The 22222-nt window shown below is 68.4% G+C and carries 24 protein-coding genes; 11 read left to right on the top strand and 13 right to left on the bottom strand.

What is annotated here, in order from left to right; translation table 11 throughout:
• The first annotated feature begins 44 nt into the window (after positions 1–44).
• From RT97_RS25875 to RT97_RS25890, 4 genes are read left to right on the top strand one after another with little or no spacing between them, the layout of a single operon-like run.
• Complete coding sequence (locus tag RT97_RS25875; RefSeq protein WP_042581740.1) at positions 45–1628, top strand: TolC family protein; 1584 nt, start codon at positions 45–47, stop codon at positions 1626–1628.
• The gene (locus RT97_RS25880) at positions 1625–2725 is read left to right on the top strand and encodes an efflux RND transporter periplasmic adaptor subunit (RefSeq protein WP_080898434.1); all 1101 of its coding nucleotides are present in this window, start codon (positions 1625–1627) and stop codon (positions 2723–2725) included. The genes RT97_RS25875 and RT97_RS25880 overlap by 4 nt, the downstream gene beginning before the upstream one ends.
• On the top strand, positions 2722–4161 hold the full coding sequence (locus RT97_RS25885) for an efflux RND transporter periplasmic adaptor subunit (RefSeq protein ID WP_080898435.1): 1440 nt from the start codon (positions 2722–2724) through the stop codon (positions 4159–4161). Before RT97_RS25880 ends, RT97_RS25885 begins: the two co-directional genes overlap by 4 nt.
• Positions 4162–4163: 2 nt before the next feature.
• Entirely contained in the window at positions 4164–6353 is a 2190-nt protein-coding gene (locus RT97_RS25890; protein ID WP_052810756.1) for a biotin/lipoyl-binding protein, read from the top strand.
• On the opposite strand, the gene RT97_RS25895 is transcribed toward RT97_RS25890, so the two are convergent.
• The gene (locus RT97_RS25895; protein ID WP_042581720.1) at positions 6314–7546 is read right to left on the bottom strand and encodes an acyltransferase family protein; all 1233 of its coding nucleotides are present in this window, start codon (positions 7544–7546) and stop codon (positions 6314–6316) included. The genes RT97_RS25890 and RT97_RS25895 overlap by 40 nt on opposite strands.
• Positions 7547–7701: 155 nt before the next feature.
• On the opposite strand from RT97_RS25895, the gene RT97_RS25900 reads away from it, so the two are divergent.
• From RT97_RS25900 to RT97_RS25920, 5 genes are all read left to right on the top strand, one after another.
• Positions 7702–8679 carry a LytTR family DNA-binding domain-containing protein gene (locus RT97_RS25900; RefSeq protein WP_042581721.1) on the top strand — a complete coding sequence of 326 codons (978 nt, stop codon included), beginning with the start codon at positions 7702–7704 and terminating at the stop codon, positions 8677–8679.
• A gap of 153 nt (positions 8680–8832) precedes the next feature.
• On the top strand, positions 8833–10035 hold the full coding sequence (locus RT97_RS25905; RefSeq protein WP_042581722.1) for an ammonium transporter: 1203 nt from the start codon (positions 8833–8835) through the stop codon (positions 10033–10035).
• Between the two features lie 82 nt (positions 10036–10117).
• A complete protein-coding gene (locus RT97_RS25910) occupies positions 10118–11086 on the top strand; it encodes an MBL fold metallo-hydrolase (RefSeq protein ID WP_042581723.1) in 969 nt (322 codons plus the stop codon).
• Between the two features lie 151 nt (positions 11087–11237).
• Positions 11238–12173: a succinylglutamate desuccinylase/aspartoacylase domain-containing protein gene (locus RT97_RS25915; RefSeq protein ID WP_042581724.1), complete on the top strand. Its 936-nt coding sequence runs from the start codon at positions 11238–11240 to the stop codon at positions 12171–12173.
• Positions 12173–12583, top strand: a complete 411-nt coding sequence (locus RT97_RS25920; RefSeq protein ID WP_253278319.1) for a DoxX family protein — start codon at positions 12173–12175, stop codon at positions 12581–12583. Before RT97_RS25915 ends, RT97_RS25920 begins: the two co-directional genes overlap by 1 nt.
• Here the strand turns inward: RT97_RS25920 and RT97_RS33225 are convergent.
• The 6 genes from RT97_RS33225 to RT97_RS25940 are packed head-to-tail and all read right to left on the bottom strand — an operon-like array spanning position 12573 to position 15090.
• Complete coding sequence (locus RT97_RS33225) at positions 12573–12710, bottom strand: hypothetical protein (RefSeq protein WP_155403891.1); 138 nt, start codon at positions 12708–12710, stop codon at positions 12573–12575. The two genes, RT97_RS25920 and RT97_RS33225, sit on opposite strands and share 11 nt — an antisense overlap.
• A 15-nt stretch (positions 12711–12725) precedes the next feature.
• Entirely contained in the window at positions 12726–12896 is a 171-nt protein-coding gene (locus RT97_RS33230) for a hypothetical protein (RefSeq protein WP_155403892.1), read from the bottom strand.
• Positions 12897–12904: 8 nt separating this feature from the next.
• On the bottom strand, positions 12905–13264 hold the full coding sequence (locus tag RT97_RS25925; protein WP_042581725.1) for a HepT-like ribonuclease domain-containing protein: 360 nt from the start codon (positions 13262–13264) through the stop codon (positions 12905–12907).
• Positions 13261–13551, bottom strand: a complete 291-nt coding sequence (locus tag RT97_RS25930) for a nucleotidyltransferase family protein (RefSeq protein ID WP_042581726.1) — start codon at positions 13549–13551, stop codon at positions 13261–13263. The genes RT97_RS25925 and RT97_RS25930 overlap by 4 nt, the downstream gene beginning before the upstream one ends.
• Before the next feature lie 34 nt (positions 13552–13585).
• Positions 13586–14494 (bottom strand): M23 family metallopeptidase, encoded by a 909-nt coding sequence (locus RT97_RS25935; protein WP_042581727.1) that lies wholly within the window; start codon positions 14492–14494, stop codon positions 13586–13588.
• Between the two features lie 47 nt (positions 14495–14541).
• Positions 14542–15090, bottom strand: coding sequence for a pseudouridine synthase (locus tag RT97_RS25940; protein WP_042581728.1), 549 nt, complete (start codon positions 15088–15090; stop codon positions 14542–14544).
• Between the two features lie 120 nt (positions 15091–15210).
• Here RT97_RS25940 and RT97_RS25945 point away from each other — a divergent pair, with 120 nt between their 5' ends.
• On the top strand, positions 15211–15513 hold the full coding sequence (locus RT97_RS25945; RefSeq protein ID WP_042581729.1) for a hypothetical protein: 303 nt from the start codon (positions 15211–15213) through the stop codon (positions 15511–15513).
• 57 nt (positions 15514–15570) lie between these two features.
• Here the strand turns inward: RT97_RS25945 and RT97_RS25950 are convergent, their stop codons facing one another.
• Positions 15571–17385, bottom strand: a complete 1815-nt coding sequence (locus tag RT97_RS25950; RefSeq protein ID WP_042581730.1) for a glutamine--tRNA ligase/YqeY domain fusion protein — start codon at positions 17383–17385, stop codon at positions 15571–15573.
• Positions 17386–17532: 147 nt separating this feature from the next.
• On the opposite strand from RT97_RS25950, the gene RT97_RS25955 reads away from it, so the two are divergent.
• Positions 17533–17886, top strand: coding sequence for a hypothetical protein (locus RT97_RS25955; RefSeq protein ID WP_042581731.1), 354 nt, complete (start codon positions 17533–17535; stop codon positions 17884–17886).
• An 81-nt stretch (positions 17887–17967) separates the two neighbouring features.
• Here the strand turns inward: RT97_RS25955 and RT97_RS25960 are convergent, their stop codons facing one another.
• Genes RT97_RS25960 through RT97_RS25980 form a run of 5 tightly spaced genes read right to left on the bottom strand, consistent with a single transcriptional unit; the run spans position 17968 to position 21729 of the window.
• Positions 17968–18819, bottom strand: coding sequence for a LytR/AlgR family response regulator transcription factor (locus tag RT97_RS25960; RefSeq protein ID WP_042581732.1), 852 nt, complete (start codon positions 18817–18819; stop codon positions 17968–17970).
• 14 nt (positions 18820–18833) lie between these two features.
• On the bottom strand, positions 18834–19907 hold the full coding sequence (locus RT97_RS25965; protein ID WP_042581733.1) for a sensor histidine kinase: 1074 nt from the start codon (positions 19905–19907) through the stop codon (positions 18834–18836).
• The gene (locus RT97_RS25970; protein WP_042581734.1) at positions 19904–20200 is read right to left on the bottom strand and encodes a 2TM domain-containing protein; all 297 of its coding nucleotides are present in this window, start codon (positions 20198–20200) and stop codon (positions 19904–19906) included. The genes RT97_RS25965 and RT97_RS25970 overlap by 4 nt, the downstream gene beginning before the upstream one ends.
• Positions 20197–21153: a sterol desaturase family protein gene (locus RT97_RS25975; protein WP_042581735.1), complete on the bottom strand. Its 957-nt coding sequence runs from the start codon at positions 21151–21153 to the stop codon at positions 20197–20199. Before RT97_RS25975 ends, RT97_RS25970 begins: the two co-directional genes overlap by 4 nt.
• Before the next feature lie 54 nt (positions 21154–21207).
• On the bottom strand, positions 21208–21729 hold the full coding sequence (locus RT97_RS25980; RefSeq protein ID WP_042581736.1) for a DUF6622 family protein: 522 nt from the start codon (positions 21727–21729) through the stop codon (positions 21208–21210).
• Between the last annotated feature and the right edge of the window lie 493 nt (positions 21730–22222).

Genomic DNA, 22222 nt, shown 5'->3' on the forward strand with positions numbered 1-22222 from the left:
CACCTGAAACACCTGAAACAAGAAAGACGAGAAAGATGTTCGAGATGCCATTGACCCCATCGCCCCGCAACAAGACCGGTGCGCGCGCCGCGTCGCGCCGCCGTTTCGCCCGCTCGGTGCCGGCCGTCTGCACGGCCGCGCTGGCCGCGCTGCTCGCCGGCTGCAGCGTGACGCCCGAGCCGCTCGCCAAGGACCATTTGCGCCTTCGCGTGGACCGCAACCTCGCTGGGCTCACCGAGGGCCAGGAGCCCGTGGGCGGCGAGATCACGCTCTACGAGGCGATGGCGCGCGCGCTGAAATACAACCTGGACTACAAGGTCGCGATGATGGAGGAGGCGGTGCGCGGCCAGGAGCTGGACCGCACGCGCTTCGACATGCTGCCGCAGCTGGTGGCGAATGCGGGCTACAACTCGCGCAGCAATGACAGCGGCGCGAGCAGCCGCTCCCTGCTGAGCGGGCGCCAGTCGCTGGAGCCTTCCACCTCGGTGGAGCGCCAGACCACCGCGGCGGACCTGAGCCTGAGCTGGGACGTGCTGGATTTCGGCGTGTCGTACGCGCGCGCCAAGCAGGCCGCCGACCAGCGCCTGATCTCGCTGGAGAGCCGCCGCAAGGTCGCCGCCCGCATGGTGGAGGACGTGCGCACCGCCTACTGGCGCGCAGTGAGCGCCGAGCGGCTCATCGCCAAGCTCACGCAGCTCTCGGGCGACGTGACTTCCGCACTCGGCGACTCCGAGGAAATCGCGCGCCGCCGCACCGCCAGCCCGCTGGCCGCGCTCACCTACCAGCGCGACCTGATCGACGTGGAGCGCCAGATCCAGGCGCTGCAGCGCGAGCTGGTGATCGCCAAGGCGCAGCTGGCCGCGCTGATGAACCTCACGCCGGGCACCGAGTTCAGGCTCTCGCTGCCCGAGCGCACGGCGCTGTCGACCGACTTCTGCCTCTCGGGCGAGGCCATGATCCGCACCGCGCTGGAAAACCGCTCGGAGCTGCGCGACATCGCCTACCGCCTGCGCATCAACGAGCAGGACGGCACCGTGGCGCTGCTGCGCAACCTGCCCAGCCTGCGCGCGTTCATCGGCGCCAACTACGACTCCAACAGCTATCTCTACAACAACAACTGGTCGGGCGTCGGCGTGCGCGCGAGCTGGAACGTGCTCAGCCTGTTCCGCTATCCGGCCGACAAGCGCGTGATCCAGGCGCAGACCGAGTGGCTGGGCGAGCGCGAACGCGCGCTCACGATGGCGGTGATGACGCAGGTGCACGTGAGCCGCGCGCAATTCGCTTTCGCGCGGCAGTCGCTGGTCACGGCCAGCCGCTACACGCAGGTGCAGACGGGCATCAACGATCAGATCCGCTCGGCCTTCAAGGCCAAGCAGGAGGGCCGCCAGCGCCTGATCCGCGAAGAGATGAACGGCCTGCTCGCCGAGGTGCGCTACGACCTGGCCTACGCGGACATGCAGAACGCCTTCGCCAACGTGTACAGCTCGATCGGGCTGGACAGCTTCACGCCCGAGGTGAGCAGCCGCGACTCGGTGCGCGACCTGGCCTCGGGCCTGCAGCGCCTGTGGCAGAGCCGCCAGGACGTGACCGGCGTCACCAGTGCAGCCGCCTGCACGGCCAGTTCATGAGCGAACAGGCACCAGGGCCGCAGCCAGGTCCACGCGGCGGCGTGCCGGTGCGGACCGTGGCGATCGGCGCGGCCTTCGTGGTCGCGCTGGTGGCCATCGCCTGGGGTTACATGGGGGGAGATGCCCGGCGCGCAGCGCCAGCTGCACCGGCCGTGGCTGTGCCTTCGGGTGGGGCGACGAGTCCGGGGCCATCTGCGGCTGTGCCTGTGCCCGCGCCCGTGCCCGTGCCCGTGCCCGCGCCTGGCGTCGCTGCATCGCCTGCGGCACCGGCAGCGTCCGCCGCCGCGCCGCGCGTCGACCTGGCGGCCGCGGCCGCCACGCCTGCAGCCCCCGCCGTGCCTGCACAAGCCGCACCGGGCCTGCCCGGCGATGCATCGCCGCCCCGGCCCGAGGCCACTGCCGTGCGCGGCGTGATCAAGCCCAAGGACGAAGTGCTGTTCTCCGCCAAGATCGCCGCGCGCATCGCGCAGATGCCCTACAAGGAGGGCGAGCGTTTCCAGAAGGGCGCGGTGCTGGTGGCCTTCGACTGCACGCGCATCCGCGCCGAGGCCAATGCGGCCTGGGCCGCCAACCGGGCGAGCACCCAGGTGCTGCGGCAGAGCGAGGAGCTGGACAAGTACAACGCCATCGGCAAGACCGACGTGCAGATCGCCAAGGCCAAGGCCGAGCAAAGCGGCGCCGAGGCCGGTGCGCTGGAGGCGCAGATGCGCGACTGCACCATCACCGCGCCGTTCTCCGGCATCGTGGTGGAGAACATCTCGCACCAGCACGAGAACGCCGCGGCCGGCAAGGAGCTCACCCGCGTGCTGAACGACAGCGAGCTTGAAATGCACCTGATCGCGCCCTCGGCCTGGCTGAGCTGGCTGCAGCCGGGCAGCCCCTTCAAGTTCAGGATCGACGAGACCGCGCGCAGCTACGAGGGCAAGGTCACCCGGCTGGGCGCCTCGGTCGATCCGGTGAGCCAGACGGTGCGCGTGGTGGGCGTGTTCACGGGCAGCCGCGAAGCGGTGCTGCCCGGCATGAGCGGCAGCGCCGAATTTCCGCAGAACCCGGCGTCGCAGCGTGCGGCGGCCGCGGACCCGCAGGCCAAGCCATGACACCCGTGCCCAAGGAAGGACAACCGCCCCCTTCGCCGTTGCAGCCGCTGCAGGCACCGCAGCCGCCGCAGGGCGCGCGCGTGGTGGACGCCACGCCGCGCTTTCGCGACGGCACGCTGGTGCTGCTGGAGCTGGAGGCCGAAATCCGGCGCCAGCAGACAGAGAAAGAGTTGCTCTTTCACCTGCTCAACGAGGCCAAGCGCATCCTGCCGTTTCGCCAGGCTTTCGCGCTGCGCCGCCGTCACTCGGACGCGCCGTTCCAGGTGGCCGGCGTGTCCAGCCTGGCCGCGGTGGACCGCAACGTGCCGCTCATCCGCTGGGTCGAGCGCGTGGTGGCGAGCCTGCCGCCGGAGGCCTCGCAGACCGCGGAGCCGCTGGCCTTCGGCCGCGAGGCCTTCGCCGATCCGCAGGAGCGCGATGCGGCCAGCTACCCGTTCGCGCATGCGCTGTGGCTGCCCATGCGCCTGAAAGACGGCCAGGCGCTCGGCGGCGCGCTGCTGTTCGCGGGCGAGCCGTGGACCGAGTCGCAGCAGAAGATCGCCGCGCGGCTGGCCGAGACCTACTCGCACGCCTGGGGCGCGCTGGCCGGCCCCGAGCGCGCGTGGCAGCGCTGGCGCTTCGACCGCAAGACGCGCTGGCTGCTGGCCGCCGCGCTGCTGCTGGCCTGCATCTTCCCGGTGTCGATGAGCGCGCTCGCGCCGATGGAAGTGGCCGCGGCCGACCCGTCGGTGATCGCCGCGCCGCTCACCGGCGTGGTGGCCGAGATCCTCGTGCCGCCCAATTCGCCGGTGAAGGCCAACCAGCCCATCCTGCGCTTCGAGGACACCAAGCTGCGCAACGAGCTCGAGCTCGCGCAGCGCAAGATGCAGGTCGCCACCGCGCGCTTCGCGAGCACCTCGCAGGCGGCCATCGACAGCGCCGACGCCAACCGCGAGGTGGCCATCAACAAGGCCGAGCTGGAGCTGGCCACCGCGCAATACGACTACGCGCGCGACCTCATGGCCAAGTCGGTGCTGAGCGCGCCGGTGGACGGCATCGCGGTGTACTCGGACCGCCGCGACTGGCAGGGCCGGCCGGTGGAGACGGGCCAGCAGATCATGAAGATCGCGAATCCCGAGCACATCGAGTTCAGCATCTTCCTGCCGGTGCAGGACAGCCTGCTCATCGAGGACGGCGCGCGCGTGAAGATCTACCTGGACAGCGACCCGCTGCGCCCCATCGATGCACAGCTGCTGCGCGCGGGCTACCAGGCCGAGAAGACCGAGAACAACAACCTGGCCTTCCGCCTGGCGGCACGCGCCAACGACAGCGCCGCGCTGAAGGACCTGCGCATCGGCACGCGAGGCACGGCGCAGGTGTATGGCGGCAAGGTGCCGCTGCTCTTCTACGTGCTGCGCCGCCCGATCACGGTGCTGCGCCAGACGGTGGGCTGGTAGCCATGGGCATCGAAGAGCTGATGCCCGGCCCGGCGCCCGAGGTGCCGCGGCAACCTGCGGGCGAGCTGCCCGACGATGCGCGCCTGCCCGAACTGCGCGAGGAGTTGCGCTTCGAGCGCGGCGCGCCGCTGCTGGACGGGGCGCCGAGCTGGACGATCTTCGACCCGGTGCGCCACGCGTACTTCCAGGTCGGGCAGGCCGAGCTGGCGCTGCTGGGCGCCTGGCGCGGCGGCACGGTGGGCGAGATGCGCCGCCTCTTCATGCAGCAGCAGGGCAGCGAGCCCGACCCGAACGCCATCAAGGCGCTGCTGCAGTTCCTGCTGGCCAACAGCCTCACGCGCGCGCCGCTGGGCGATGCGGTCAAGAGCCTGAGCGCGCAGGCCGCGGCGCACAGGCAGTCGTGGTGGCAGTGGCTGCTGCACCACTACCTGTTCATTCGCGTGCCGCTGGTCAAGCCCGACCGCTTTTTGCGCCGCACGGTGCACTGGGTGGCGCCGCTGTTCACGCGCACCTTCGTGGTCTTCATCGTGCTGGCGGGGCTGCTGGGGCTTTACTTCGTGTCGCGGCAGTGGGACGAATTCCTGCACACCTTTCCGTACTTCTTCTCGCTCAAGGGGCTGGCGGTGTACGGGCTGAGCCTGGCGCTCACCAAGACGATGCACGAGCTCGGCCATGCCTACACGGCCACGCGCTACGGCTGCCGGGTGCCGACCATGGGCGTGTCGTTCCTGGTGATGGTGCCGGTGCTCTACACCGACACCACCGACACCTGGAAGCTGCGCTCCCGCAAGCAGCGGCTGCTCGTGGATGGCGCGGGCGTGATCACCGAGCTGTGCCTGGCGAGCATCGCGACGCTGCTGTGGGCCTTCCTGCCCGACGGGCCGGTGAGGAGCGCCGCCTTCGTGATCGCCACCACGAGCTGGGTGAGCACGCTGGCGATCAACCTGAGCCCGTTCATGCGCTTCGACGGCTATTACTTCCTGTCGGACATGCTGGGCGTGCCCAACCTCAGCGCGCGTTCGCAGGCCTTCGGCCAATGGAAGATGCGCGAGTGGCTGTTCGGCCTGGGCGCACCCATGCCCGAGCCGGTGACGCCGCACACCGCGCGCGCGTTCGCGTTCTTCGCGTGGGCCACCTGGCTCTACCGGTTCTTCCTGTTCCTGGGCATTGCGCTGGTGGTCTATCACTTCTTCTTCAAGGCCGCGGGCATCTTCCTGTTCGCGGTCGAAATCTGCTGGTTCATCGTCATGCCCATCTGGCGCGAAGTGAAACATTGGTGGGCGATGCGCGTCGCCATCGCGCGGCGGCCCCGCAGCGTCTGGACGTTCTCGCTGCTGGCGCTGGCGTTCGTTGCGCTGTTCCTGCCGCTGGACTTGAGCGTGAAGGTGCCCGCCGTGCTGGGCGCCACGCGGGAGGAGCCGGTCTTCGCGCCCGAGGCCTCGCAGATCGCGCAGCTGCATGTGCGGCCGGGTGCGCAGGTGCGCGAAGGGCAGGTGCTCTTCACGCTGCATTCGCCCATGCTCGAACAGGAGCAGCGCGAAGCGCGCATTCGCCTGGCGCTGCTGCAGGCGCGCATCGCGCGCTCGGGCTCCGACCGCATCGACCGCGCGCAGACGCAGGAGCTGCTGCGCGGCGTGGTCGCCGAGCAGGAAAACCTGAGCGGGCTGGCCAAGCGCCGCGCGCTGCTGCAGGTGAAGGCGCCCTTTGCGGGCACCGCCGCCGACTTCGATGCCGAGCTGCATGCCTCGCGCTGGATCACCGGCAAGCAGCTGCTCGCGCGCGTCGTCGACGAGCGGGGCGCGCAAGACCTGCGCGGGTATGTCGAAGGGCAGCATGCCTGGCGGCTGCGCGACGGGGCCGAGGGCCGCTTCGTGCCCGACGATCCGCGCCAGGCCAGCTTCAAGGTGGCGCTGGTGGGCATGTCGGCCGTGGCGGCGGAAGAGATCGACTCGGTCTACCTGCAGTCGGTGAACGGCGGCCCGATCGCGGTCAACGTGACCGACAAGGGAAAGGCCGTGCCCAACCTGAGCCAGTACCCGGTGCTGATGCGCCCGCTGGACAACGCGCGTGAAGACGCGCACGTCCAGCAGATCGTGCGCGGCGTGGTGACGATGGATGCGCGTGGCGAGAGCCTGTTCGCCAAGGTGGCGCGTCAGGTGCTGCGTGTGCTGGCCAGGGAAAGCGGGCTCTGATCCTGCGCTTGCGGTGCCGCGCCCGTGTGGCGTGCGCGGCGCGTGAGCCCGAACAGCGGCCGCAGCCAGCGCACGCGGCGCACGAGCGCGTCGGTCAGCAGCCAGCAGCCGCCGATGGTGGCGATCAGGATCAGCGCGGGCTCCAGCACCGGGCCCAGCGCCAGCGGCGCGAGCCACACCACGGCCACGACGATCAGCGTCTGGTGCAGCACGTACCACGGGTACACCGACTCGTTGGCCCAGCGCAGCCACGGCCACGGGCGGTTCAGGTGGCGGTGGCCATGGCCCAGGATCGTTGCGATGGCCAGCCACATGTAGAGCGTGCGCAACAGGTCGATGACGAAGCCCGGCGCCGACCCCCTGGCGCCGACCCGCACCGCGATGAGCGTGCCGATCGCCGCCACGGCCAGCACCAGCGACAGCCGGCGCAGCCGCTCCAGCTCCTTCCAGATACCGGTGTCCACGCCCATCCAGTAGCCATAGAGAAACACGGTGAGGTAAATGGCGTGCAGGTAGAAGTCGCGCACCAGGTTGTGCGTGGGCGGGAAGTGCGGGGCCAGCAGCACCGTCCACGCCACGAGCGGGAGCACCGGCAAGAGCAGCAACTGCCAGCCGCGCAGCGCGTTGAACCGCCGGCGCACCCACTGGCCGGCGGGCGACCTCCACAGCGGCAGCGTCAGCGCGACCAGCGCGGTGTACGCAAAGAGATAGGGCAGGTACCAGAGGTGGTTCCAGGTCATGCCGAACTCGGCGCCGTCGAAGGCGCGCTTGGGCCAGGGCTCGGCCATCGACAGGTAGCGCAGCAGGAAGGCGCCGAAGCCCGGTGCGACCAGCCCATTTGCCACGCCCTGCGCGTAGGCCTGGTAGGGCACGATCACGATCATTCCGAACACCAGCGGCAGCACCAGCCGCGCGCCCCGGCTGCGCAGCAGCGCCGCGGTGCCCTGGTGGCGGGCGAGGAAGCCGAGCGACACGCCCGAGATCAAAAACACCAGGTCCATGCGCCAGATGTTCAGCACCCGCATCGGCCACTGCAGCCATTCGGCCGCGTGCGGGCTCTTGAGGTGCCAGGGCCAGTCGGCCACGTAGTACATGCCCACGTGATAGAGGATCACGAACAGGAAGGCGAGGGCGCGCAGGGCGTCGATGTCGTGTCGCCGGCCCGCGTCGGGCAGGGGAGTCGGGAGGTTCATTTCAGGGTCCTCGAAACAGAAAGTGCGGCCATCGTGTGGCCCGGCGCGGCCTGGCGGGGCGCCCGCGGGACGGATCGCCTGGCCTTTGTGACGAGCGGTAGCCCACGTGGGACGAAATTCGCCCCCAGGCCGCGCGGATGGCGAGAATCCCGGGCATGAAAGCGTCCCACCGGAACCTGTACGAGCGCTACGAACCGATCCGCCGCTACGTCGAAGTGGGCTTCTGGATCGTGCTGATGACGCTGCAGGGCGTGTTCAGCACCATGGTCGCCGTAGTCGATGCCCGCAACCGCGCCGTGCCGCGCGCCACCTGGGAAATCGTCACCTGGGAGGGATCGAGCCACCTGGTGCTGCTGATGCTGATCCCGGTGTTCGTGGCCGTCGAGCGCCGGCTCGCGCCGCTCCTGCCCGGCCGCTGGGTGCGCTTTGTCGCCGGGCACGTGGTGGCCAGCGTGGCCATCAGCCTGGTGCACGTGGCGGGCATGTTCGCGGTGCGCTCCTTGGTCTACGCCCTGGCCGGCGGCCGCTACGAGTTCGGTGGCTGGACCGGCCAGTGGGGCTACGAGTACCTGAAGGACGTGCGGGTCTACGTCTCGATCGTCTTCGGGATCTGGGCCTACCGGCTCTTCATGCTGCGTTTGCAGGGCGAGGCCCGGGTGCTCGATGCGCCGGAGGCGGGGGTGTCCGATCCGCCCGAGGCACCGCCAGCGCCGCCGCCATCGCCATCGCCCCCGGCCGATGACGCGCCGCCCGCGCCGGAGGAAGCCCCGCCGCCACCTGCGCCACTGCCGCCGGCGCGGCCGGAGCGCTTTCTCGTGCGCAAGCTGCGCCGCGAATTCCTGATCGCCGCCACCGACATCGACTGGCTCCAGGCCGAGGGCAACTATGTCGGCCTGCACGTCAACGGCCACGACTACCTGCTGCGCGCCACGCTCACCGATTTCCTGACCCAGCTGGACCCCGCCCGGTTCGTGCGCGTGCACCGAAGCCATGCGGTGAACCTCGCGCGCATCAAGGAAATCGAGCCGCTGGACGGCGGCGACGCCCGGCTGCACATGCACGACGGCACGACAGTGCCATGCAGCCGCCGGTACCGCGATGCGCTCAGGGCCGGCGTCGGCTCCGCCGGCTGAAAAATCTTCCTGTTCCGGTGCGCAGGCGCGCCGTTATGGCCCGTTTCGCACCATCCGGGAGCCTTCGGGCACCATTTTTGCTTCCTTGCACCATCGCGCCGGGCCCTCCGGCGGCGATGCACCAATTCAAACCAAAAACTGCAAGAAGCTCCCATGGACGCACTCAAACAGGGCGCAGACGCGCTGTTCATCCTTCTCGGCGCCATCATGGTGTTGGCCATGCATGCCGGTTTCGCTTTTCTGGAACTGGGCACCGTGCGCAAGAAGAACCAGGTCAATGCGCTGGTGAAGATATTGGTCGACTTCTCGGTCTCGACCATCGTGTACTTCCTCGTGGGCTACGGCGTGGCCTACGGCACCCACTTCTTCGTGGGCGCCACGGAGCTTGCGGCGAAGAGCGGCTACGAGCTGGTGAAGTTCTTCTTCCTGCTGACCTTTGCAGCGGCCATTCCGGCCATCATTTCGGGCGGCATCGCCGAGCGCGCCAAGTTCTGGCCGCAGCTCATTGCCACCGCGGTGATCGTGGGCGTGGTGTATCCGCTGTTCGAGGGCATCGCGTGGAACAAGCACTTCGGCATCCAGGGCTGGATCGCTTCGGTCACCGGCCACGAATTCCATGACTTCGCGGGCTCGGTGGTGGTGCATGCGGTGGGCGGCTGGCTGGCGCTGCCGGCGGTCATTCTCTTGGGCGCGCGGCGCAACCGCTACCGCGGCGACGGATCGCTGAGCGCGCATCCGCCGTCGAACATCCCGTTCCTCGCGCTCGGTGCCTGGGTGCTGTGCGTGGGCTGGTTCGGCTTCAACGTGATGAGCGCGCAGAGCATCGACAAGATCTCGGGCCTGGTGGCCGTCAACTCGCTGATGGCGATGGTCGGCGGCACGCTGGTGGCGCTGGCCATGGGCAAGAACGACCCGGGCTTCGTCTACAACGGCCCGCTCGCCGGCCTCGTGGCCGTATGCGCCGGCTCCGACCTGATGCACCCGCTGGGCGCGCTGGTGGTGGGCGGCGTGGCGGGCGCCATCTTCGTCTTCATGTTCACGCTCACGCAGAACAAATGGAAGATCGACGACGTGCTGGGCGTGTGGCCGCTGCACGGCCTGTGCGGCACCTGGGGCGGCATCGCGGCAGGCATCTTCGGCACGCAGGCGCTGGGCGGCATCGGCGGGGTGAACGTGTGGGCGCAGCTCATGGGCACGCTGATGGGCGTGGCGTGGGCGGCGCTCGCGGGCGCGGCGGTGTACGGCGCGCTCAAGGCCACGATGGGCCTGCGCCTGTCGCAGGAAGAGGAATACGACGGTGCCGACCTGTCGATCCACCACATCTCGGCCACGCCGGAGCGCGAAGTGAACTGGTGACCGCTCCAAAAGAGAGATATTGGGCGCACGGGGTTTGGGCTATTCTTCGCCCCCTCCAACGACACGCCCGAGAGAAACACCGATGACCCACCCCACCCACTGGCTGCGTCGCGGCATTGCCGCACTCGCAAGCAGCATGCTGATGCTTTCGTTCGCGGCGCACGCCGGCGCCCCGCAGATCAAGACCCAGGCGCCGGGCTTCTACCGCATGATGCTCGGCGACTTCGAGGTCACCGCGCTCTTCGACGGCACCATCGACCTGGAGGTCAAGAAGCTCCTGACCAACACCACCCAGGCGCAGGTTGGCAAGCTCCTCGACCGCTCCTTCAAGCAGGACCTGGTGCCCACCTCGGTGAACAGCTACCTCGTGAACACCGGCAGCAAGCTGGTGCTGATCGACACCGGCGCCGGCTCGCTCTTCGGCCCCACGCTGGGCAACCTGCGCAACAACCTGCTGGCCTCCGGCTACAAGCCCGAGCAGGTCGACGACGTGTTCATCACCCACATGCACAGCGACCACGTCGGCGGCCTCATCGTCGACGGCAAGCTGGCCTTTCCCAACGCCACGATCCACGCCGGCCAGGAAGACGCCGACTTCTGGCTCAGCAAGGCCAACCTGGAGAAGGCCTCGCCCGAGATGAAGGGCTTCTTCCAGGGCGCGCAGGCGTCGCTGAACCCCTACGTCGAAGCCGGCAAGTTCGCGCCCCTGAAGGACGGCGCCGACCTCGTGCCCGGCATCAAGGCCGTGGCCGCCCACGGCCACACGCCCGGCCACAACACCTACGTGCTCGAGTCCAAGGGTCAGAAGCTCGTGCTGTGGGGCGACCTGATGCACGTGGCCTCGGTGCAGTTCGTGCAGCCGCAGGTGACCATCTCGTTCGACACCGATTCCAAGCCTGCTGCGGCCGAGCGCAAGAAGGCGTATGCCGATGCGGCCAAGGGGCGCTACCTCGTGGCCGGCGCACACCTGCCGTTCCCGGGGCTGGGGCGGATCCGCGCCGAAGGCTCGGGGTATGTGTGGGTGCCTGTGGACTACCAGCAGGTGCGCTGAGCCTTGCTTCGGGTTCGATTCGTTCGGATCGAGCCCGAACCCGGTCACCCGGTCACCCGGTCACCCGGCTACCCGGTCATGGCGCCCGGAGCGCGGATTCGTCGGCTGTAGCAAACTCGCCCGACCGAATCGCTTCATCGCCCATAGTCCCATGACCCAATCCCCACCCGCCCTCGAGGTCCTTCCCCGCGACCTCTCCGCCTACCGCCTAGGCAACGTCGGCATCGACTACGTGCACCGCTTCGAGTCCGGCAAGCCCGGCCCGCACGTGCTGATCAACGCGCTCACGCACGGCAACGAAATCTGCGGCATGACCGCCGCCACCCACCTGCTCGACAACAACGTGCGCCCGAAGATCGGCACGCTCACCGTGGCCTTCGCCAACATCGACGCCTACGAGTCGTTCAAGGAAGAGTCGCCCTACGACAGCCGCCAGATCGTGCACAACCTCAACCGCATCTGGTCGCCCGAATGGCTGGACGGCGCGGAAGACAGCCCCGAGCTGCGCCGCGCGCGCATCCTGCGTCCGGTGGTGGATGCGGCCGATCACATCCTGGACATCCATTCGACCAGTCAGCCCGTCGTGCCCTTCTGGGTGTACCCGGCGTTCGAGCGCAACGCCGAAGTGGCGCTGGCCATCGGCCGCCCGTCGGTCCACCTCGTGATGCCCGACGGCCTGGGCTCCGGCACGCCGCTCATCCAGTACGGCAGCCACGGCGGCCCGGACGGCAAGGGCGTGGCGATGGTGGTCGAGTGCGGCCAGCACTTTTTGCGCTCGGCATCGGAACTGGCGACCGCGGTCACCTACGACTTCCTCGCTTACTTCGGGCTCGTCGACAAAAATCCGGCCACGCCGGCCCCCGAGCCGCAGCGCCGCTTTCAGCTGCTGCAGACGCACGTCATCCAGTCGGAAGACTTCGCCTTCGTGCGGCCGCTGATCGGCTTCGAGACCTTCGCCAAGGGTGAGCTCATCGCCACCAACGGCCCGGACGAGATCCGCGCGCCGTGCGACGACTGCACGATCTTCATGCCCGCGCAACGCGTGATCGTGGGGCGCGAGGCGCTGTACCTCACCAAGCCGATCTGATGGCGAGCGCCGCGCCCGCCATGAGCCGCTGGCGCGTGGCGGGCCTGGTCTTCGTCTTCCTGTGGTTCGCCCTCGGCGGCGTCGCGCACTTCGTGGCGACCGAGGCCGAGATGCGCATCGTGCCGCCGTACATCCCCTGGCCGCGCGCGGCCGTGCTGGTGAGCGGTGTGTTCGAACTGCTGGGCGCGGCCGGGCTCCTGTGGCGGCCGACGCGGCGCGCTGCGGGCATCGGCCTGCTTCTTTTGACCCTGGCCGTGACGCCCGCGCATTTCTACATGCTGCAGCGCCCGGAGCTGTTTGCGAGCGTGCCGTATTGGGCGCTGGTGGTGCGGCTGCCGGTGCAGGTGGCGTTGCTGGCGCTCATCGCGTGGAGCACGTCGGCGTGGCCGAAGAAGGCCGTCAGCAGATGAGCAGGTGCGTCGGCTGGGCCGTGGTGCTGTAGTCGGCGTGCCAGTAGTGCGGGTCGTCGCAGAGGCTGAAGACGGCTTCGGCGCTCGCGTGGCGGTTGTCGAAACGGTTGTGCAGGGTGACGTGCACAGAGCCCGCATCGGGTCAGTCGATGCCGACATCGACGACGCGGTTGCCTGAGGCCACTTCCGCGGCGAGGATTTTCTGTAGGGCGGGGTGCAGGCGGGTGTTGAGGATGGCGAGGGTTTCGCGGCGGGTGGCGCGAGTGAAGCTTTCGTCCAGGCAGGCCTCGGTGAACACGGGAAGGCTGGACATTCCGTCGCCTACGACAGCTGCATCAGTTCCACGATTTGTGCGCGAAGCGGCGGCAGATCCTTCTGGATGGTTTGCCAGACGATCGTGTGATCGATGGTGAAGTAGCCGTGCGACAAGGCGTTGCGCATCTCGTAGGCAAAGCGCCATGGGACGTCCGAGTGGGAGTTCGCAAAAGCCGCGTGATGCTTGACGATGTTGTTGCTGGCCTCGCCGATCACTTCCAGGTTCCGCACCACGGCATCCTGGGTTTTCCTGTCGAGAAGATAGGCGTCGAGGGTGGCGCCATTCGTGTAGTCGCGAATGTTGTCGATCGCCTGCAGGATATGGCCGAGATAGTCCGCAACTCGATGCGGATCGCTGCCGCTCATACCGGAATGGCCTCGCGAAGCACCTGGTCGCGATAGCGCGGCGGCAAGCCATTGGGCGTGAGCACGTCGACTTCCATTCCCAGCAGATCCTTCAACTCGTGCCGGATGGCCCCGATGTCCATGAATGTCGTCTGCGTCGTGGGCTCGACCAGCAGATCGAGATCGCTGTCGGGACCGTCCTCGCCGCGCGAGACCGAGCCGAACACCCGCACATTGCTGACGTGATGGCTCAGCGCAATCTCGCGGATGCGGGCGCGGTGCTGAGACAGGGCTTCGGAAGGGCGCATGAGGCCGGAGTGTAGTGCGGCGGATTGCTCAGTCTCAAGCCGCGATGAAAAGCGCCGGGTCCACCATCGCCCGATTCAGCATCACACCCCAATGCAGATGCGGCCCCGTCACCCGCCCGGTCGCACCCACCGCAGCCAGCTTTTCCCCTGTCTTCAGCACATCCCCGACCTTCACATCCACCCGGCTCAGATGGCAATACATCGTCAGCAGCCCGCCGCCATGGTCGAGCCAGACCGTGCCGCCGTTGAAGAAATAGTCCCCCGTATCGATCACCCGACCCGGCAGCGGCGCCAGCACCGGCGTGCCCGTGCCGGCCGCGATGTCCATCCCGCTGTGCGGATTGCGCGACTGCCCGTTGAACACGCGGCGCAGGCCGAACGAGCTGGAGCGGCGACCTGGCACGGGCACGCGCATCTGCAGCGAGGCGTCGGGCCGCAGGTCGGTGAGCGTGGCCATCACGCCGGCCTGGTGATCGCGTTCGCGCACGTAGCGCGCTTCGTCCTCGGGCGAGAGATCGACCGTGCGCGGCGCCACGGTCAGGCGCTGCTCGCGGTATTGCTTGTCGGCCACCGTGTAGGCGACCTGCCGTTCGCTGCCGTTCTCGGCGCGCACCGTGATGCTTGCATCGCCGGGGGTGGCCGCGAGCGGTATGCCGACCAGTGCAGTCCATTCGATGGCGTCGCCGAGCACGAGTAAGGGCACGTCGCCTGCGAAGGCGGACGGGCGCTTGGCGTTCGGGCCCAGCGAAAGGCGCGCCACGCCGCCCGGCACCTGCGATGCGTGCGGCCAGACGGCGGGCGGGGGCTGTTTGGACTTCGCGGGTGCGGCAGCGACGGCATGCGTCGCGGGCAGCGCGAGCAGGCCCAGCGTGCCGAGCAGTGCGCTGCGGCGATTCATTGCGGGCGTGAGGAGGTCGGACGAGGTGGTTCGGAAGTTGTGCATGAAGAGATCGAATGAAACAGGTTCTGTGACGTCGTTGCGTGGCCGCGTTATTCGCGCCACGTGCCGGGCGCCAGTCCATCGAGCGTGTGCGGCCCGATGGCGGCGCGGATCAGGCGAAGCGTGGGCAGCCCGACAGCGGCGGTCATGCGCCGCACCTGGCGGTTGCGGCCTTCGCTGATCGCCAGTTCCAGCCATGCGGTCGGAATGCTCTTGCGCTCGCGGATGGGCGGTTGCCGCGGCCATACGTCGGGCGGCGGGTCGAGCAGGCGGGCGCGGGCAGGGCGCGTGAGGCCGTCGTTGAGTTGCACGCCCTGGCGCAGCGCGGCGAGCGCCTCTTCAGTCGGCACGCCTTCCACCTGCACCCAATAGGTCTTCTCCATCTTGAAGCGCGGATCGGCAATGCGCGCCTGGAGCTGGCCGTCGTTGGTGAGGAGCAGCAGGCCTTCGCTGTCGGCATCGAGGCGGCCGGCGACGTAGACGTCGGGGATGTCGATGAAGTCCTTGAGCCCGCGCCAGCGGCCCTCGGGGGTGAACTGGCTGAGGACGCCGTAGGGCTTGTTGAAGCGGATGAGGCGGGAAGGGCTCGGAAAATTCATGAATGCACAGGATAGCCCGGGTCCGTGGTGGGGTGGCCGTCCTACAGCGCGAACCCTTGCGGGTGACTTTCAATCTACTTGAACGGCCAAGACGAATTCATCAATACACGGAGTCGAAAAATGACGATGCGAAGTTTCAACAGATGGGTGTGGGCTGTAGCTGCAGGTGTGGTGGCGACCGGATGCACCAGCACCTCGCTGCGTGTCGGTGGTGCGCCCGATGCGAGCATCAAGAACTGCGTGACCGCAGCGGCGCGCGAACTGCGCGTTCCGGCGGGCAGCATCGTGGTGGACAGCGGCTCGACGCCGCGCGACGGCGTCTACACGATCAACCTGAAGGTCGGCCCGCAAGGCCGCTCGGCGGTGTGCACGACGGACGAAAACAGTGCGGTGCTGGGCGTGGTCTACAAGCGGCCCGAATGAATGAAAAAAGCCGGGCCCTTGAAGAGCCCGGCTTTGCGCGGAAGAGAAGCAAGCGAGTTACTTGCCCCAGCTGTCCCGCATGCCGGCGGCCCGATTGAACACTCGCTTGCCAGGCGCATCCGTCTTCGTATCCACCACGAAGTACCCATGCCGCTCGAACTGAATCCCCACGCCGGCTTCAGCCTTCGCCAATGACGGCTCAACGTACGCCGAGCAAATCTCCAGGCTCTGCTTGTTCAACTCGTCCAGCAGCTCACCACTCCCCGGATTCGCCGCCGCGAACAGCCGCTCGTACAGCCGCACCTCGGCCTGCACCGCATCGGCCGCGGCCACCCAGGTGATGGTTCCCTTCACCTTGATCGCGTCCGCGCCGGGCGTGCCGCTCTTGGTGTCGGGCACCAGCGTGGCCTGCACTTCGACGAGCTTGCCGCCGGCATCGCGCGTGGCGCCGGTGCATTCGATGACGTGGCCGTACTTCAGCCGCACCCGGTTGCCGGGGAAGAGGCGGAAGAAGCCCTTGGGCTGCACGTCCTCGTAGTCGGTGCTTTCGATCCACACCTCGCGACCGAGCTTGAATTCGCGCTTGCCCATCTCGGGGTGGTGCGGGTGCACGGGGGCGGAGCAGTCGTCCAGAACCTCGTCGCCGCCCATGAGCTCGCCCCAGTTCGTGATCACCAGCTTGACCGGGTCGAGCACGGCCATGGCGCGCGGGGCGATGGGGTCGAGGCTGTCGCGCAGCGCGGCTTCGAGGCTCGCGTAGTCGATCCATCCGCCCGACTTGGTGGTGCCGCTGCGCTCGCAGAACAGGCGCAGCGCCTCGGGCGTGTAGCCGCGACGGCGCAGGCCCGCGATGGTGGGCATGCGGGGGTCGTCCCAGCCGTCGACGTGGCCTTCCTCGACGAGCTGGCGCAGCTTGCGCTTGCTGGTCATGACGTGGGTAACGTTCAGTCGCGCGAATTCGTACTGGCGCGGATGCGGGCTCGCGATGAGGCCGCCCTCGGCGAGGCGGTCGAGCAGCCAGTCGTAGAAGGGGCGCTGGTCTTCGAATTCGAGCGTGCAGATCGAATGGGTGATCTGCTCCAGCGCGTCTTCGATCGGGTGCGCGTAGGTGTACATCGGGTAGATGCACCACTTGTCGCCGGTGTTGTGGTGCGTGGCCCGGCGGATGCGGTAGAGCGCCGGGTCGCGCATGTTGATGTTGGGGCTCGCCATGTCGATCTTCGCGCGCAGGATGGCGGCGCCGTCGTCGAGCTTGCCGTCGCGCATCTCGCGAAAGCGGGCGAGGTTTTCTTCCGGGCTGCGGCTGCGGAAGGGGCTGTCGGTGCCGGGCGTGTTGAAGTCGCCGCGGTTGGCGCGCATTTCCTCGGGCGTTTGCTCGTCCACGTAGGCGAGGCCGGCGCCGATGAGGTATTCGGCCGCTTCGTACATGAAGTCGAAGTAGTTGCTCGCGAAGTACTCGTGCGGCTGCAGGGTGCCGGGGGCGCTGGGGCGGTCGGCCAGGTAGGTCTCGTAGCCGAGCCACTTCACGGCGTCGCGGATGGAGTCGACGTATTCCTGCTCTTCTTTTTCGGGGTTGGTGTCGTCAAAGCGCAGGTGGCTCACGCCGCCGTATTCGCGGGCCAGCTCGAAGTTGAGCCAGATGCTCTTGGCGTGGCCGATGTGCAGGTAGCCGTTGGGTTCGGGCGGAAAGCGAAGGCGCACCTTGGCCGGGTCGGTCATGCCCTGGGCGTGGTGGTCGGCGTTGCCCGGGGAGCCGCCCCATTTGCGGCCAGAATACGCGCCCTGTGCGAGGTCGTTCTCGATCACGTGGCGCAGGAAATTGCTCGGTGCAGCGGTCGTTTTGGCGCCGTTTTTGTCGGTCGGGGAGGTCATTGCCTCATTCTAGAGGGCGCCCCTTATAGGTTACCTTTGGCAACGTTCTTCACATTGGCCGGTGCACCCCGTTTGCAATTGCCGCGTTCAATACACACATGGGCGGTCCAGACCCGGACGCAGCCCTCGAAACAAGGAGTCAACATCATGAGCCTCACACGTTCCACCTTCTTCAAATGGGCCGCCGCGGGCGTCGTGGCAGCCGGTGCATTGTTCGCAGCCACCTCGGCCAGCGCTCGCAGCGACGTGAGCTGGTCGGTCGGTGTCGGCTTGCCAGGCGTTGCGGTCGGCGTGGGCGGTCCCGCCTACTACCCGGCACCGGTCTACGCGCCGCCGGCTCCCGTTTACTACGCACCGCCGCCGCCGGTCTACTACCGTCCGCCGCCGCCGGTGTATTACCGTCCGGCCCCGGTCTACTACGGCCCGCCGGCTTACTACGGTCCCCGCTACTACGGCGGTGGGTACTACCGCGGCGGCCACCGTCATGGCCACTGGCGCTAAATTGCCACACGATTCGTGACTGAATGAAAAAAGCCGGCCTCCGAAAAGGCCGGCTTTTTCTTGGGCCTCGCCCGGCGAATTTCACATGGCGCGAAAAAGATGGGCGTAGAGCCGGCTGACCGGGATCTTCTCGGACCGCCCGCGCAGTGCCAGGTGCAGCTTGCCGGCCTCGTCGCGGTGCACCGACTCGATGGCCGCGCTGCGCACCACCACCGCCCGGTGCACCTGCCAGAAGGTGTCGGCATCGAGCTGCGTCAGCAATTGCTTGAGCGGCGTGCGGATCAGGTACTCGTGCGTCGCGGTGAGCACGCGCAGGTATTTGTCTGCCGCCTCGAAATACAGCACCTCGTCGATGGGCACCATGCGCACGGTGGTGCCGCCGGCATCGCTGGCGGCAATCATCCGCAGCGGTGCCGGGGCCGCTGACGGCGAGGGGCCGCCGGCGCCGGCCGCTGCGAGCACCTGGCGCCATTGCGCAAGGGTTTGCTCGAGCCCTTCGCCGGTTTGGCCGGCCACGGCAGGGGAGGGCGAGGCCGAAGGCTGCTGCGCCGCCAGCGCCTGCTGCAGCCGTGCCACGGTCTTGCGCAGCCGTTCGGGTTGCACCGGCTTGAGCACGTAGTCGATGGCCTCTGCCTCGAAGGCGCGCGCCGCGTATTCGTCGTAGGCGGTGACGAACACCAGCTGCGGCATCGGCGCCTCGTCGGTGGGCCAGCTGTCGGCCAGCTCGGCAGCGGCGCCGAGGCCGTCCAGCCCCGGCATGCGGATGTCGAAAAACAGCACCTGCGGCAGGTGGCGCAGCGCCTCGCGCACCGCGCTGCGGCCGTCGCCGGCGATGGCGGCGATCTGCAGTGCGGGCCATGCGGCCGCCAGCTCGGCCTTGAGGGCTTGGGCCAGAAGGGGCTCGTCTTCGGCGATCAGTGCGGTGGGGTTCATCGTTGTCGTCGTGTTCATGGGGCCGCCATGGGCAGCGGAAAACTCAGCATCGCGCAGGCTCCGCCCGCCGGCGCGGCCGCAAGCCGCATCTCGCTGTGCGCGCCATACACGGTGGCCAGGCGCTCGCGCACCTGCTCGAGCCCGAAGCCGCTGCCGCCGTCCGGGGGCAACGCCGCATCGAGCCCGACGCCGGTGTCGTTCACTTCGATGACCAGACGGTCCCCGTTCCTGCGCGCGCGCACGGCGATCTCGCCGCCTTCGACCTTGGGCTCCAGCCCGTGGCGGATGCTGTTTTCCACCAGCGGCTGCAGGAGCAGCGGCGGCACCGGAATGTCGCGCAGGTCCTCGGGCAGGTCGAGCGTGTAGCGCAGGCGCTCGCCCATGCGCACCGACATCAGTTCGAGGTAGTCGCCCAGCCGGTCGAACTCGGCCGAGAGCGGATGCGCCAGGGTGCGCGAGCCGCTGAGCGTCACGCGCAGGTAGCTGTTGAGGCGGTCGAGCATCGCCACGGCGCGCGGCGGGTCGAGGGTGATCAGCACGCGCAGGTTTGCCAGCGTATTGAAGAGCATGTGCGGCTCCAGCTGCGTCTCCAGCAGCTTGAGCCGTGCCTCGGTCGCCTCGCGCTGCGCCACATCGAGCTGGCTCTGCATGTGCCTGCTCTTGCCGAGGCTGAAGAAGAAGTAGCACATGCCGATGGTGGCGGCCAGGGTGATGACGATGGTCGAGGCGGTCTTGCGCGCGGCGAAGCTGCGGAACTCGAGCGGCGGCGCGCCGACGAAGGCGTCGCCGATGGCGTTGCCGACGAAAAAGCCGACAGTGACGCCCAGCGCCACCAGTCCATATCCCCAGAGGCCCTTCGGCCACAGCACCTCCTTGTGGCCGCTCAGCATCAACCGGCCGCTGTCGATGACGAGCCAGCTGATCGTTCCGATCGACAGCGAATACACCATCTGCGATGCCCAGGTGCCGTTGCCCGAGATGGACAGCCCTGTCCCGATCACGCAGCAGAAGGCGACGGTGATCAGGCCATGCCGAAGCATGTTGCGGAAGTTCTCCGCACGAAACCGCGGCAGCGTGTCAGGTGTCACCAGCGATCCCCGGCGCCCAGTGCGCGGCGCTCGCGTGCCACCAGCCTGTCGTAGAAGCTGCCGCCGGGTGCGAGGAACCAGATCACCGCGCCGTGGATGAGCAGGCCCAGGCCCCAGCCCATCAGCGGGTACATCGCCCAGGTGCGGCCATTGGCGGCCGACAGCGTGACCAGCCCGAGGTTGACCAGCACATAGACGAAGGCGTGGATGTACCAGCCCATCTTGGCGCCAGCGCGGCGGCGGGCGAGCTTCTCGAGGTTGGGCTGCGAGGCGTTGGAGGTGGTGGTGTTCATGACAACTCCTTGAATTGGACAGGAATGAAATCGGGTGTGGCCGGCTGTCGAGGCGAAGGGGCCGACTGGAGAGCCGCGCGCTGGCGCAGTTCCTCGGTGGTGTCGCCGGGCCCATCCGGCCGCCAGCCCGGCGGCTTGACCAGGTAGCCCACGAAGGCCCGCGCCGAGCGCGCCGAACGCAGGTCGCGCAACAGGGCGCGCCAGTGCGTGAACTCGATCTCCAGGATGTTGTGCGAGGTGATCGGGTTCACTAGGCCGTAGCGGCACGGCAGGTCGGCGCGCTCGGGGATGTAGGTGCCGAAGAGCCGGTCGAACACGATGAGCACGCCGCCGTAGTTGCCGTCCAGGTATTCGAGGTTCGAGGCATGGTGCACGCGGTGCGCCGAGGGCGTGTTGAGCACCCATTCGAGCGGCCCGAGGCGCGGGATCCACGTCGCGTGAATCCAGAACTGATACAGCAGGTTCAGCGTGAGCATCAGCAGGATCACCTTGGGCGGCATGCCCAGCAGCGGCGCCAGCATGAAGAAGAGCAGCGTGCCGGTGAGCCTGCCGGTCCAGCCGAATCGATAGGCGGCCGACAGGTTCAGCTGGTTCGGCGAATGGTGGATGGCGTGGGTGCACCAGAACCAGCGCACCCGGTGGGCCGCGCGGTGGTACCAGTAGTAGCAGAACTCCTGGCCGATGAAGCAGGCGACCCAGCCGCTCCAGTGGTCCATCGGCAGGGTGAAGAGACGGTGGTTCCAGAACCAGTCCATTGCGCCGGTCCAGAAGGCCACCGGCAACAGCCAGCGCAGCGGGTATTCGCGCACGAGAAAGTCGAACACCGAGACGCCGGCCGCCTTCCAGTCGTAGCTGGCCCAGCCGTTGCGAAAGGAGAGCACCAGCGCCTCCAGGATCGACGCGACCAGCACCACCGTGACGGAGATCTTGAGGAGCAGAAAGAGCACGGTCATGGCGGTTCCTGGCTGGCTGGCGTTGGCGTGGCGCGCGGGGCTCGGGCCCGGATCTTAGGCCGCGCGCACGCCGGTGGCGACAGCGTCGGTGGCGATCGCCAGCTTCCACAGGCGCACCGCGCGGGCCGCGAAGATGCCGCTGAAGGCGCCGTACAGCGTCGGGATGGCCAGGGCAAAAACGGCCTGATGGCGCAGCTCGGGGTGCATGGCCAGCGCCACGCCCACCACGTACTTGGTGCAGAAGATGCCCATCATCAGCGCGAGCGGCACGGCGCTGCCGGCCACGTGGAAGGTGCGGGCCGCCGCATCGAAGCGGGTGGTGGCCGGCAGCGGGCGCTGCAGCACCAGCGCGATCAGCACTGCCGCCGCGGCCGCCCAGCCGAGCAGGGCGCCCAGCGAATCGCCGAAGGCAGAGAGCACGCCGAAGACCGACAGCCCGCCCATGGCGATGGGCATCAGCGTGACCCGGGTGAGGCTCACGCTGTTCGACAGCAACTGCTTGGCGCCGAGCCAGACGAGCAGCACGAAGACGGCGAACACCCACTTGGGCGTGTGAAGAAGGATCTGCAGCAGCATGGTGTTTCTCCGGTGAAGGGTGTGAAAAGCGTGTGTGGGGAAGCGATGGGCGGACTGTGCCGGTGCTCCGCTTCTCGGGCCACCGGCATGCGACGAAATGCCCGAACGCGGCGCGAACCGCATCCGGCCGGCGCGAATTGCGGACGCGCGGCGCGAGCTTTACCGCCGCTTTACGGCGCAGCAAACAGCGGTACTACCATTCGGCGCTGTACTCTAGGCCGCACCTCTGCACCCCTCCCGACGCATCCCATGGACCCCAAAACTCCCCCCGAGCCCCTGCCGCCCACCGTGTCGCCGACTCACCCACCGGCACGCAGGCGCCGGTGGCTGGGGTGGCTGCTGACCCTGGCGCTGCTGGTGGCCCTGGGAGGCGGGGCTTGGTATCTGATCCAGCGTTCCAAGGCGCCGGCAGCCGGACCCGGCGGCGCGGGTGGCCCCGGTGGCCCAGGCGGTGGCCGGCCGGGCGGCGGCGGGCCCGGTGGGCGGGGCGGCG

Source organism: Variovorax paradoxus, from assembly GCF_000834655.1.
Classification (GTDB): domain Bacteria; phylum Pseudomonadota; class Gammaproteobacteria; order Burkholderiales; family Burkholderiaceae_C; genus Variovorax; species Variovorax paradoxus_F.